The organism is Pseudomonas sp. 9AZ (assembly GCF_902506525.1).
Taxonomy (GTDB): domain Bacteria; phylum Pseudomonadota; class Gammaproteobacteria; order Pseudomonadales; family Pseudomonadaceae; genus Aquipseudomonas; species Aquipseudomonas peli.
Genome location: NZ_LR733840.1, coordinates 1236771 through 1250229, shown reverse-complemented (window position 1 = coordinate 1250229; position 13459 = coordinate 1236771). Strand labels below are relative to the sequence as shown.

Sequence of the window (13459 nt, the reverse complement as noted above, 5' to 3'; positions counted from 1 at the left end):
AGAGGTTATTACCAAATGGAACTGATCCTGCTGGAAAAAGTCGCCAACCTGGGCAACCTGGGCGATAAAGTGAATGTTAAGTCCGGTTACGGTCGTAACTTCCTGCTGCCGCAAGGCAAAGCCACTGCCGCTACTCCTGCAAACGTTGCTGCGTTTGAAGCGCGTCGCGCCGAGCTGGAAAAACTGGCTGCCGAGAAGAAAGCTTACGCTGAATCCCGCGCTGCTCAGCTGGCTGAACTGGAAGTCACCATCACCGCTACCGCGGGCGATGAAGGCAAACTGTTCGGCTCCATCGGTACTCACGACATCGCTGAAGCCCTGACCGCCTCTGGCGTTGAAGTGGCCAAAGCTGAAGTGCGTCTGCCGAACGGCACCATTCGTCAACTCGGCGAATACGACGTAGCCGTGCACCTGCACAGCGACGTTGAAGCAACCGTTAAGGTTGTTGTTGTAGCCGCCTAACTGGCTGCTCAACGGGCTTGCACTTGAGTGCAGGCTCGCTAACATCGGGCACGGCATTGCGAAAGCGATGCCGTGCCCTTTGTTTTTCCAACACAGAATTCTTTGCCCGAGCCTTATGAACGACATCAGCCTGCCCGAACAGTACGATCTGCAAACCTCCGCCCTGAAGGTGCCGCCGCACTCGATCGAGGCGGAGCAAGCCGTACTGGGCGGCCTGATGCTCGACAACAATGCCTGGGAGCGGGTGCTCGATGCGGTGTCCGATGGCGACTTCTATCGGCATGACCATCGCCTGATCTTCCGCGCGATTTTCAAGCTGGCTGAGCGTAACCACCCCTTCGACGTGGTGACTGTATCCGAGCAGCTCGATCAGGAAGGGCAGCTGTCGCAAGTCGGCGGCCTGGCCTACCTCGGCGAGCTGGCGAAGAACACGCCCTCGGTGGCCAACATCAAGGCCTATGCGCAGATCATTCGTGAGCGCGCCACGCTGCGCCAGTTGATCGGCATCAGCGGCGAAATTGCCGACAGTGCCTATATGCCGCAAGGCCGTACCGGCGCCGAGATTCTCGATGAGGCCGAACGCCTGATCTTTCAGATCGCCGAGGCGCGGCCGAAGACCGGTGGCCCGGTGGGGATCAACGATATTCTGGTCAAGGCCATCGACCGTATCGATACCCTGTTTAATGCTGGCGACGCGATCACCGGTCTGTCCACCGGCTTTACAGATCTGGACAACCTGACCAGCGGCCTGCAGCCGGCCGACCTGATCATCGTTGCCGGCCGACCGTCGATGGGTAAGACCACCTTCGCCATGAACCTGGTGGAAAATGCGCTGATGCGCAGCGACAAGGTGGTGATGGTGTACTCGCTGGAGATGCCTTCCGACTCCATCGTGATGCGTATGCTCGCCTCGCTAGGGCGTATCGATCAGACCAAGGTGCGTGCCGGTCGCCTGGATGACGACGATTGGCCGCGTCTGACCTCGGCGGTCAATCTGCTCAATGACCGCAAGCTGTTTATTGACGATACCGCCGGTATCTCGCCCTCGGAGATGCGCGCACGTACCCGCCGTTTGGCGCGTGAGCACGGCGAGATCGGTCTGATCATGGTCGACTACCTGCAGCTGATGCAGATTCCAGGTTCCAGCGGCGACAGTCGAGTCAACGAGATTTCCGAAATCTCTCGCTCGCTGAAGGCCTTGGCCAAGGAATTCAATTGCCCGGTTATCGCCCTGTCGCAGCTTAACCGTGGCTTGGAACAGCGCCCGAACAAACGCCCGATCAACTCTGACTTGCGTGAATCCGGGGCCATCGAGCAGGACGCCGACATCATCATGTTCGTCTACCGCGACGAGGTGTATCACCCCGAGACCGAGTACAAGGGCGTGGCCGAAATCATCATCGGCAAGCAGCGTAACGGTCCATTGGGCACGGCGCGGCTGGCGTTTCTCGGTAAGTTCTCGCGTTTCGAAAACCTCGCGCCGGGTAGCTACCAGTTCGACGACGAGTAGAGCGGCGGGCGCGCAACACAGCGTGTTGCTGTGTCAGATCAATAAAAACGGGCAGCCAGTGGGTAAACTGGCTGCCCGTTTTGTTTAAGGACTTTTCTCCATGCGTCCCCTTGTAGCCACTGTCGATTTGTCTGCCATTGCCCATAACTACGCGGTGGCCAGGCGCTGTGCGCCGGGGCGACAGGCGTTTGCGGTGGTTAAAGCGAATGCCTATGGGCATGGCGTGCGCGAGGTGGTGACGGCGTTGCACGATATGGCTGACGGCTTTGCTGTGGCCAGTCTGGAGGAGGCCGCCGAGGTGCGCGCGCTGCATGGTGAGGCGCGGATTTTATTGCTTGAGGGTTGCTTCGAGGCGGACGAGTACTCGTTTGCCGCGCAGCTGGGCCTGGATGTTGTGCTGCACAGCGAGCAGCAGGCGCAGCAGTTGCTCGCCACTGCGTTATCGCAGCCGGTGAATGTCTGGCTGAAGTTGGACAGCGGCATGCACCGTCTTGGGTTTAGCGCCGCTGCCGTGCGTGAATGGCATGGCCGTTTGCAGGTCGCGGCGCAGGTGGCCGAGCTGAATCTGCTCAGTCACTTTGCCTGCGCCGATGAGCGCGGCTGTGAAACCACCGAACTACAGCTGGAGCAGTTTCTCGATCTGCTGGATCTGGATTTTGCCCAGCGCTCGCTGGCCAACTCTGCGGCAATTTTGACCATTCCGGCTGCGCATATGGATTGGCTGCGTCCGGGCATCATGCTCTATGGCGCAACACCTTTTGCTGATCTGGGCGCCGTTGAGCTGGGCTTGCGCCCGGCGATGAGCCTGACTGCGCAGCTGATAGCCTGTCGCGATGTAGCGGTGGGTGAAGCGGTTGGCTATGGCTGTACCTGGCGTGCTGAGCGGCCGTCGCGTATCGGTACCGTGAGTTGCGGTTATGCCGATGGCTACCCACGCCATGCGCCGGCCGGCACGCCGGTTGTCGTCCGTGGCCAGCGTGTGATGCTGGTCGGGCGGGTGTCCATGGATATGCTGATGGTCGACCTTACGGACGTGCCGGACGCCGCCGTGGGCGATGCGGTCGAGCTGTGGGGTGCGCAGTTACCGGTGGATGAGGTGGCGCAGGCAGCCGGAACCATTGGTTACGAGCTGCTCAGCAAGGTCACTGCGCGGGTGCCACGGCGTTACCGCAACAGCTGAGTCAGAGCAGGCCGCTGGGCACGCTGAGCACATCCAGGTGCAGGCGCGCGCTGTTGCTCAGCTCGCCATCTTCGCCGCACACCGCTGAGCCTGAGCGACCACGTGTCTTGACTCGGTAGAGCATCTCGTCGGCCGCCTTGTACAGCGCGGTAAAGGTACCTGCGTGCTGTGGGTACAGCGCGACGCCAATGCTGATGGTCACGGTCAGTCGTTCTGCACCGTACATCACCGGCTTGGCCAGCTCGGCGAGCAAACGATTAGCGATTTCCCGGGCGTGCTCTTCGGCATCGGCGCCCCCTACCAACACGGCAAACTCGTCGCCGCCCAGGCGCGCCACGGTATCTCCTGCGCGAACATGCTCGCGCAGGCGCTGGGCGATCTGTTGCAGCATCAGGTCGCCGGCATCGTGGCCGTGTTTGTCGTTGATCGGTTTGAAGTGGTCGAGGTCGATCAATAGCAGGGCCAGTGCTTCACTGTGACGGCGCGCATTGGCCAGGGCGGTTTCACAGCGCTCCACCAGGTAGCGGCGGTTTGGCAGCTCGGTCAGTGGGTCGTGAAACGCTGCGTGCTGCAAGGCTTGTTCACGCTGGCGCAGGCGCTCATTGGTGGCGGCCAGTTCAGCCGTGCGCAGGTCAACCGAATGTTGCAGTTCGGCGGCGTTGGCCTGGGCTTGGGTCAGGCGTGCAGTTTTTTCGCGGTCGGCCTGCTGGAGGGCGTCAGCTTTCTCCTGCTTGAGAATCTGGATGCGATAGGCCAGCGCGAAGGAGAACAGAATCGCCTCGGCCGCCACCGCCAGTGGGAACAGGTAAGCGGTGGACTCGCCTGGCTGTACCACGCCAGCGGCGCGCAGCACCAGAATCACAAAGCTCAGCAGCACGCTGCCGTAGCCCAGCAGGTAGAACAGCGCCGGGGTAAAACCCTGTTTCCAGCGGATCGCCGCGCTGAACAGTAGGGTGGGCACGGTAACAATCGGAATCAGCCCGATCAGTAGGCCCGTTTCACTGCGATAACCGGCCAGGTTGACCGCCAGGGCTAGCAGGTACACGGCGATACAGCCGTTGAGGATGTGATGGGCAATGCGCAGGGTGGTGCGGGTGGATAGCAGCGCCTGGGCAAAACGCAGGATGCCGAGGCTAACCAGAATGGGCAGGGTGATGCGATCCAGCCAGGCCGGTACAGGGTCGTCCGGCCAGAGGTACTGAAAACCATGACCGCTCATGCTGGCGATAAAGATCAAGGACGCCGCCATGGTCAGCACATACCAGAGGTAGGTCGGGTCGCGCAGTGCCAGCAGGATAAACAGGTTGTACAGCAGCAGGGCGAGGATCACCCCGTAGATCAGGCCGAGCACCAGATGTTCGCGCTTGGCCAGTTGTTCGAGGTCGTGCAGCTGCCAGATACGCAGCGGGAAGGAGTTGCCACCCGGGTCGTACGTACGCAGGTAAATAGTCTGTGGCTGTTCGCCGAGGACTGGCAGGCGGAACACGGCGCGGCGGTAGTCATGGTCGCGGCCTTCGGCAAAACCGACGCGTTCACCCGCCTGGCGCAGTTGCCATTGGCCCGTGGCGCTGGGAAGGAAGATTTGCAGGTCGAGCAGGGTAACCGCGCCGACTTCCAGCCACCACTGTGCAGGCGCGTCACTGCTGCGTTGCAGGCTGAGTTTGATCCACCAGGGGTTGCTGCTCTGACCAACGCTGGTGCGTCCGGCGGCGGGTTGAAAGCGGTTTTGCACGGCAGGGTCGGCCATGTCGGCAATGCTCAGTTGGCCGTCGACATCTTCCAGTAGTTCGATTTGGCCGTTGAGCACGCTGCCACTGCTGGAGGTGCTCAGTTGCACCGTGCTGGCAACGCTCGGACCGCTAAACAGGCTCAACAGTAGAAGAATGGATAGGGTAAGGCGCTGCACTACTGACTTCCCGGTGTCGAGTGGCGGTTGCGCGAGTATAGGCGCAGCGGCGTGATCGTTCACAGAAGTTGCAGGCACGTCGTTGGTTGGGTGGATGGCTGGGCTGCGCGAGGTGATCTCGACCGTTGAGCCGTCAGCTCAAACCACTGGGTACGTTGAGCACGTCCAGTTGCAGGCGTGCACTGCTGCTCAGTTCGCCATCTTCTCCGCACACCGCTGAGCCCGAGCGACCGCGCCCCTTGACCTTGTAGAGCATTTCATCCGCCGCCTTGTACAGCGTGGTGAAATTGCTGGCGTGGCGCGGGTACAGCGCCACGCCGATGCTGATGGTCACGGTCAGCCGATCCGCGCCATAGGCCACCGGTTTGGCCAGTTCATCCAGCAAGCGGCGAGCGATTTCGCGGGCGTGCTGTTCGGCGTCTTCGCCGCAGATCAGCACCGCAAACTCATCACCGCCCAGGCGGGCAACGGCATCTCCCGAGCGCACATGTTCGCGCAGGCGCTGGGCGATGGTTTGCAGCATCAGGTCGCCGGCATCGTGGCCATATTTGTCGTTGATCGGCTTGAAATGGTCGAGGTCAATCAGCAGCAGGGCGGTGGCTTCATTGTGACGACGCGCATTGGCCAGCGCGGCCTCGCAGCGCTCGACTAGAAAACGTCGGTTAGGCAGTTCGGTTAGTGGGTCGTGGAAGGCGGCGTGCTGTAGCTCGCGCTCGCGTTCGCAGAGTTGCTGGTTGGCCTGTGCCAGTTCGGCAGTACGCAGCTTGACCGCACTTTGTAGTTCATCGGCGCTGCCTTGCATCTGCGCCAGGCGCGCAGTTTTTTCGCGGTCTGCCTGCTCCAGGGCTTCGGCTTTTTCCTGCTTGAGCGTCTGGATGCGGTATGCCAGGGCGAAGGAGAACAGAATCGATTCGGCTGCCACCGACAGTGGGAATACGTAAGCATTCCAGATGGCCGGTTGTACCAGGCCGGTGGCGCGCATCAGCGCCAGACTGATGCTGCCGAGAATCAAACCATAGCCACAAAGATACAGCAGTGCCGGGAAGTAACCCTGGCGCCAGCGAATCAGTGCCGAGCCCAGCGCTGCTGGGATGCTGGTCAGCGATAACAGGGCGATGATCCAGGCTGCGGTATGACGTTGTCCCAGACCCTCAAGGGCAACTGCAATCACATAGCAGACGCAGGCCAGGCTTAATAGATGATGAGCCCAGCGTACATGGGTGCGGGTTTGCATCAGGCATTGAGTAAAGCGGCAGGCGCAGAAGCCCCACAGAGAAGGCAGAGTGACGCGGTCCAGCCAGAAGGGCACGGGATTATTTGGCCACAGGTACTGAAAGCCATGGCCGCTCATGCTGAGGATCATCAGCAGAGCGCCGGCGGTGGTCAGCACGTACCAGAAATAGGCCGAGTCGCGCAGGCTGAAGAAGATAAACAGGTTGTACAGCAGCAGCGCGGCGATGATGCCGTAGACCACCCCAAGTGCGAGGTTCTCTTCTGCGGCTCCTTGGGTCAGCTGATCCAGCTGCCAGGCGCGCATCGGGAACGAGTTGCCGGCCGGGTCATAGCTGCGCAGATAAAAAGTCAGGGGCTGTTGGCTCAGCTCCGGTAGCTTGAACAGCATGTGGCGGAATTCGTGATCGCGGCCTTCTTTATGGCTGACCAGCTCGCCAGATTGGCGCTCCTGCCAACGGCCATTCGGCTCGGGCAGGTACAGGCGCAGGTCGAGCTGGGTGACCGAGCTGACTTCCAGCCACCAGTGGCTGGGTGCATCGCTAGTGCGCTGGAGGGTAACCTTGATCCACCAAGGGTTAAGGCTCTGGCCTACGCTGGCGCGGCCATTGGCCGGCTTGAAGCGGCTCTGAATAGCCGGGTCGGCCATATCGGCAATGGTCAGTTGTGCGCTGCTGTCTTCCAGCAGTTCTATGTCGGTGTTCAGGGAAATGCCACTGCTGGTGGGCGTGAGCGTGATGGCTGCGCTCGAAAGGCCGGGTAGCAAGGCTAGGCTCAGCATGATTAGGATTGAAAAAGCTAAGCGTTGCACCACGTTCACCCCTTGTCCCGGCTATTGGAGACCGATGTTGTGCGTCCGAGTATAGCCGTAAGCCACTACGCTGCTGCTACAGCGCTAGGGGTATTTCAGTCATTAAACCTAGCGCTGGAGTCGGGTTTGGTTAAATTTTGTGCTATATTCCGCGCCCGCGATTTTCCATCCTGTTCGCCTACGCCGGTCACTTTCCATGTCCATGCAAGCCGCCAAGCCGTTATTTGATTATCCAAAATACTGGGCCGAGTGTTTCGGGCCTGCGCCCTTCCTGCCAATGAGCCGGGAAGAGATGGATCAGCTTGGCTGGGACAGCTGCGACATCATCATCGTCACCGGTGACGCGTATGTGGATCACCCATCGTTTGGCATGGCGATTATCGGCCGGTTGCTGGAGTCGCAAGGCTTTCGTGTGGGCATCATCGCCCAGCCAAACTGGCAGTCGAAAGACGACTTTATGAAGCTCGGCGAGCCGAACCTGTTCTTCGGCGTCGCGGCCGGCAACATGGACTCGATGATCAACCGCTACACCGCCGACAAGAAAATCCGCTCGGACGACGCCTATACGCCTGGCGGCATGGCCGGCAAACGCCCGGACCGCGCCAGCCTGGTATACAGCCAGCGCTGCAAAGAAGCCTATAAAAACGTGCCGATCGTGCTCGGCGGTATCGAGGCCTCCCTGCGCCGTATTGCTCATTACGATTACTGGCAAGACCGTGTGCGCAATTCGATCCTGATCGATGCCAGCGCCGACATTCTGCTGTACGGCAACGCCGAGCGCGCCATCGTCGAAGTGGCTCAGCGCCTGTCCTACGGCCACAAGATCGAAGACATCACCGACGTGCGCGGCACCGCGTTTATCCGTCGTGATACGCCGCAGGGCTGGTATGAGGTGGACTCCACCCGTATTGATCGGCCGGGTAAGATCGACAAGATCATCAACCCGTACGTGAACACTCAGGATACCCAGGCCTGCGCCATCGAGCAGGAGAAGGGCCCGCAGGAAGACCCGAACGAGCCGAAGGTCGTGCAGCTTCTCGCCAGCCCACGGATGACCCGTGACAAGACGGTGATCCGTCTGCCGTCCATGGAAAAGGTGCGTAACGACCCGGTGCTGTACGCCCACGCCAACCGCGTGCTGCACCTGGAAACTAACCCGGGCAACGCCCGCGCGCTGGTGCAGAAGCATGGTGAGGTGGATGTGTGGTTCAACCCGCCACCCATCCCGATGACTACCGAGGAAATGGACTACGTGTTCGGCATGCCCTATGCGCGCGTCCCGCACCCGGCGTATGGCAAAGAGAAAATCCCTGCCTACGACATGATCCGCTTTTCAGTTAACATCATGCGTGGCTGCTTTGGTGGTTGCACCTTCTGCTCGATCACCGAGCACGAAGGCCGGATTATTCAGAACCGCTCGGAAGAGTCGATCATCCGTGAGATCGAAGAGATCCGCGACAAGGTGCCAGGCTTTACCGGGGTGATTTCCGACCTCGGCGGACCGACCGCCAACATGTACCGCATTGCCTGCAAGAGCCCGGAAATCGAATCCGCCTGCCGCAAGCCATCGTGCGTGTTCCCTGGCATCTGCCCGAACCTGAACACCGATCACTCGTCGCTGATTCAGCTGTACCGCAGCGCCCGCGCGCTGCCAGGGGTGAAGAAGATTCTGATCGCCTCGGGCCTGCGTTACGACCTGGCCGTGGAGTCGCCGGAGTATGTGAAGGAGCTGGTCACCCACCACGTCGGTGGCTACCTGAAAATCGCCCCGGAACACACCGAGGAAGGCCCGCTGAATCAGATGATGAAGCCGGGCATTGGCAGCTACGACAAGTTCAAGCGCATGTTCGAGAAGTACTCGAAAGAGGCGGGCAAAGAGCAGTACCTGATTCCGTACTTTATCGCCGCGCATCCGGGCACCACCGACGAGGACATGATGAACCTCGCGCTGTGGCTCAAGGGCAACGGCTTCCGTGCCGACCAGGTGCAGGCCTTCTACCCGTCGCCAATGGCCACTGCCACGGCCATGTACCACTCGGGCAAGAACCCGCTGCGCAAGGTCAGCTACAAGAGCGACGGCGTGACCATCGTCAAGAGCGAAGAGCAGCGCCGTCTGCACAAGGCCTTCCTGCGTTATCACGACCCGAAAGGCTGGCCGATGCTGCGGGAAGCGCTGCAGCGCATGGGCCGTGCCGATTTGATCGGGCCGGGCAAGAATCAGCTGATCCCGCTGCATCAACCCGCCACTGCCAGCTACCAGAGCGCGCGCCGCAAGAATTCGACGCCGGCCGGTAGCCACAAGGTCGCCAAGGACACCACCAAGAGCAAGCCGATGCTGACCCAGCACACCGGCTTGCCACCGCGTGACACCGGGGCGGCGGGCGGTAACCCCTGGGACAAGCGCGAGCAGGCCAAAGCCGCTGCGCAGGCGCGTAATCAGCAAGCGGCCAAGGAACGTGCCGATGCTGCCAAGGGCAAAGGCAAGAAACCGGTGAAGAAGCCGGCCGTTCCGCGCTGATTCTGCAGCAATAAAAAACGCCAGCTTCGAGCTGGCGTTTTTTATTGTGGCCGGGCGCCTTGCGGCATTTGATCAGCCGTAGCGCTTCTGCGCTTCGATGGCCAGGCCGCTGCCGATGCTGCCGAAGGTATTGCCTTCCACATGTTGGGCATTGGGCAGCATGGCTGCGACGCTCTGGCGCAGCGCCGGAATACCGCTGGAACCGCCGGTGAAGAACACCGTATCCACCTGCTCGACACTGACGCCGGCATCGCTTAACAGCTGGCTGACACTGGCGCGCACGCGCTCCAGCAGTGGCTCGATGGCATCCTCAAACAGCGTGCGGGTCAGCTCAGCGACCAGGCCCTCTTCCAGGCGGCTGAGGTCGATGGGGCGCGCATCCTGCTCGGTCAGGGCGATCTTGCTTTCCTCGACCTGCATGGCCAGCCAGTGGCCGTCACGGCGCTCGATCAGCTGGAACAGGCGGTCGATACCGGTAGGGTCGACGATGTCGTAGCGCATGCTCTGCAGCTGGCGCTGCGACTGTGCCGAGTACACCGCGTTGATGGTGTGCCAGGTTGCCAGGTTGAGGTGGGTGCTGGTGGGCATCGGCGCATCGCTCTTCATCCGGCTGCCGTAGCCAAACAGTGGCATCACCCCAGCCAGAGAAAGCTGCTTGTCGAAGTCTGTACCGCCGATGTGCACGCCGCCGGTGGCGAGGATGTCGTTGTGGCGATCAGCCACTGCGCGACGTTCGGGCGCCAGGCGTACCAGGGAGAAGTCCGAGGTACCACCGCCGATGTCGACGATCAGTACCAGCTCTTCGCGGCTGATGCCCGACTCGTAGTCGAAGGCTGCGGCGATGGGCTCGTACTGGAACGACACGTCCTTGAAACCGAGCTTGTGCGCCACGGCCACCAGGGTGTTCTGTGCTTCCAGGTCGGCCACCGGGTCATCGTCGACGAAGAACACTGGGCGGCCCAGCACCACTTCTTCAAAGGGACGGCCGGCAGTGGCCTCGGCGCGGTTTTTCAGCTCACCGATAAAAAAACCGAGCAGGTCTTTAAACGGCAGGGCGCTGCCCAGCACGGTGGTTTCGCTTTTTAGCAGCTTGCTGCCCAAGAGGCTTTTCAGCGAGCGCATCAGGCGGCCTTCGTAGCCTTCCAGGTATTCCTGCAGGGCCAGGCGGCCATAGACCGGGCGGCGCTCCTCGAGGTTGAAGAACACCACCGAGGGCAGGGTGATCTTGCCGTCTTCCAGTGGGATCAGGGTTTCGGCGTCGGGGCGCAGCCAGCCGACGGTGGAGTTGGAGGTGCCGAAGTCGATGCCGCAGGCGCGGGCGGGTGTAGAGAGAGTCATGCGGCGCGCTGTTCCTGAATAAGTACCGGGAAGTTTCTGGGCATCCTGTCACGAAACCGGCGAGTGGCTGTTGTGCAGGCGTGCCGCAAAAACGGCCGCGCATTCTATGCGAGTGCGCGGCGCAATGCTGCCCCCGGTTATCCGGTGTGTGCGACTCAGGGCAAGGGCGGGTTGTCAGGGGTGTTGCGGCGGCTCTGCCACTGCGACCACTCAAAGCCCAGCACCACCAGCAACGACAGGGCGAACGGCAGCAGCAGGTAGAAGCAGCGGAACACAATCAGTGCCGCAAGCACGTCAGCGGCGGGCAGCTCGGGCATTGCCGCGAGGAAGGTCACTTCCAGTACGCCCAGGCCGCCAGGGGCGTGAGACAACAGTGCCAGGGAGAACGAGGCGAGGAACACGCCGAATACCACCAGATAGCCAGGGTTGTGCTCAGCCGGCAGGGCGAAGTAGATGATCGCCGCCGCACAGGCTAGTTCCAGCGGTCCGGCCAGCAGCTGGCGGCCGACAATCCCCAGGCGCGGGTATTCGAGATGCAGCTTGCCCCAGTGCCAGGGTTTGAAGTGCCGCCAGGAACCGAGCACATAGAGCGCAACCAACAGCAGCAGGAGCACGCCGATAATCTCGGAGACCAGCGGTGTGACCTTGGCCACGCGGTGGATCAGATCCGGCTCTAGCACCAGTACGCAGCCGCTGGCGAGGATGGTGCCGAGGACGAAGGTGAAGGAGCAGAAGACGATCAGGATGCCGATTTCCTGCGGCGTCATGCCTTTGCTGCGGTAAGCGCGATAACGCACCAGGGCGCCGGAGAACACTGAGGCGCCGATGTTGTGGGCCAGCGCATAGGTGGTGAAGGAGCACAGGCTGATAAAACGCCAGGAAATCTTTTTGCCCAGGTGAGCCAGGGCGATGCGATCGTACCAGGCCAGGGCGCTGTAGGCGCCTAGAGTGGCCACGGCGGCTAGCAGCCAATCCAGGCGCGGGATGGCACGCAGGCTATCGGCAATTTCATCGAGGGAAATGGTGCGCACTTGGTGATAGAGCAAGTAGCACGACAGCAGCACGGCGCTTAGCCCCACTAGGGTCCAGGCCAGATCGCTCCTTTTCATTACGGATGCCGCTCCACTCAGATCACTCCTTCGCACGGTGACGGTCTTCGCACACGCCCGTGCGAAGGCTGCGCAGTATCACGGAGGCATGGCCGATGCTCAACCTCAGAGTTGCCGTTGGCGTTACGGCGTGTGTCGTGTAGGCGTAATCAGCTCCAGCCGAGGGTCAGGGTTGCCAATACAGCATAGCGGGCGGTTTTTGCCAGACCGACGATCAGCAGGAAAACCCACAGGCGTTCGCGCATCACCCCTGCCACCAGGGTCAGCGGGTCACCGATGATCGGTACCCAGCTCAGCAGCAGTGACCAGCGGCCATAACGGGCATAGCCGCGCTGCGCTTGCTGCAAGCGCGCCTCACTGACCGGGAACCAGGACTTATGTCGAAAGTGCTCAAGGTACCGGCCCAGCAACCAGTTGAGCAGCGCGCCGAGAATGTTCCCGGCGCTCGCTACCGCCAGCAGTACCCAGGGTGAATAGGTGCCGCTGAGCAACAACGCTACCAATACGCTTTCCGATTGCAGTGGCAGCAGCGTGGCGGCGCCCAGGGCCGAAATAAACAGGCCCAGGTAGGCAGAGAACGTCAGCATTCCGGGTGCGCCGGATTGCCTGGCTTAAGGCTGTTTTTCCTGCTCGGCATTGGCCATCACGTCTTCCAGCTTGAGGCCGGTCAGCCCGTGAATGGTGCGCCAGAGGTAATAGAAGATGGCCATCAGCATGATCATCGAGGGGATCGCGATCATCGGGTAGCTAAGCAGGTTCATTCGCCCCAGTTCGGCGTTGAAGGCTTCGCTGCCGGCCGGGCTGATGACGATCCACTTGGCCAGCACGTAGTTCATGGCCGAGGAAAAGAAGAAGGTGCCGCTCAGCCAGTAGGTCGCTCTGAGCAGGCGCGTTTCGAACAGCGCGGTATTACCGGCCTGCTCCAGGCGCTCATGGATCTTGTCGACGTTGAGCACGGTCTTGTTGAACAGCATGGTACGAATCAGCGGGAAGCGGGTGCGCGTCGAGACCAGCACGGCAATACCGATGATGCCGGGGATCGCCGCTTCCTTGATCGCCAGCCACTGGTTGTCCAGCTTGAGCAGGCCGATGCCGCCAGTCAGCAGCACGCTGACCAGCCCGAGCAGAGCGATAAAGTTGAATTTGCGGTACTTGATCAGCTCGAAGCTGCCCCAGCCCAACGGGAAGGCCAGCGCCAGCATCAGCGCGCCATCAGCGCCCAGTCGGCTCTCGCCGCTGAGTTTCATCAGGATCAGGGAAGGAATCAGGATGCTGACCAGCAGATCGATCAGCGGGCGGGGTTTGTGCGTGGCCTGAGTGCTGTGCGTGGTATCGGTCATGTCATTCAAGGTGTAGGAGAGAGGCGCGATCATCGCCTGCTTGAGCGGCCGCTAC

10 protein-coding genes are annotated in these 13459 nt (G+C 61.3%); 4 read left to right on the top strand and 6 right to left on the bottom strand.

What is annotated here, in order from left to right; genetic code table 11:
* Positions 1-15 precede the first annotated feature (15 nt).
* From rplI to alr, 3 genes are all read left to right on the top strand, one after another.
* Positions 16-462 (top strand): 50S ribosomal protein L9, encoded by a 447-nt coding sequence (rplI, locus tag ALTER154_RS05950; protein WP_090249644.1) that lies wholly within the window; start codon positions 16-18, stop codon positions 460-462.
* Between the two features lie 115 nt (positions 463-577).
* Entirely contained in the window at positions 578-1972 is a 1395-nt protein-coding gene (dnaB, locus tag ALTER154_RS05945; protein ID WP_090249643.1) for a replicative DNA helicase, read from the top strand.
* A 100-nt stretch (positions 1973-2072) separates the two neighbouring features.
* Positions 2073-3152 carry an alanine racemase gene (gene alr / locus ALTER154_RS05940; RefSeq protein ID WP_160085648.1) on the top strand — a complete coding sequence of 360 codons (1080 nt, stop codon included), beginning with the start codon at positions 2073-2075 and terminating at the stop codon, positions 3150-3152.
* A 1-nt stretch (position 3153) separates the two neighbouring features.
* Here alr and ALTER154_RS05935 read toward each other — a convergent pair whose 3' ends face one another.
* Entirely contained in the window at positions 3154-5058 is a 1905-nt protein-coding gene (locus tag ALTER154_RS05935; RefSeq protein WP_160085647.1) for a diguanylate cyclase, read from the bottom strand.
* Between the two features lie 133 nt (positions 5059-5191).
* On the bottom strand, positions 5192-7069 hold the full coding sequence (locus ALTER154_RS05930; RefSeq protein ID WP_178126328.1) for a diguanylate cyclase: 1878 nt from the start codon (positions 7067-7069) through the stop codon (positions 5192-5194).
* Positions 7070-7301: 232 nt separating this feature from the next.
* On the opposite strand from ALTER154_RS05930, the gene ALTER154_RS05925 reads away from it, so the two are divergent.
* Positions 7302-9617, top strand: coding sequence for a YgiQ family radical SAM protein (locus ALTER154_RS05925; protein WP_160090026.1), 2316 nt, complete (start codon positions 7302-7304; stop codon positions 9615-9617).
* A 72-nt stretch (positions 9618-9689) separates the two neighbouring features.
* Here the strand turns inward: ALTER154_RS05925 and ALTER154_RS05920 are convergent, their stop codons facing one another.
* From ALTER154_RS05920 to ALTER154_RS05905, 4 genes are all read right to left on the bottom strand, one after another.
* Positions 9690-10955, bottom strand: coding sequence for an Hsp70 family protein (locus tag ALTER154_RS05920; protein WP_160085645.1), 1266 nt, complete (start codon positions 10953-10955; stop codon positions 9690-9692).
* Between the two features lie 155 nt (positions 10956-11110).
* Positions 11111-12064, bottom strand: coding sequence for a YbhN family protein (locus tag ALTER154_RS05915; RefSeq protein ID WP_090249629.1), 954 nt, complete (start codon positions 12062-12064; stop codon positions 11111-11113).
* 149 nt (positions 12065-12213) lie between these two features.
* On the bottom strand, positions 12214-12651 hold the full coding sequence (locus tag ALTER154_RS05910; protein WP_160085644.1) for a YqaA family protein: 438 nt from the start codon (positions 12649-12651) through the stop codon (positions 12214-12216).
* 24 nt (positions 12652-12675) lie between these two features.
* Positions 12676-13404, bottom strand: a complete 729-nt coding sequence (locus ALTER154_RS05905; RefSeq protein ID WP_090251281.1) for a VC0807 family protein — start codon at positions 13402-13404, stop codon at positions 12676-12678.
* Between the last annotated feature and the right edge of the window lie 55 nt (positions 13405-13459).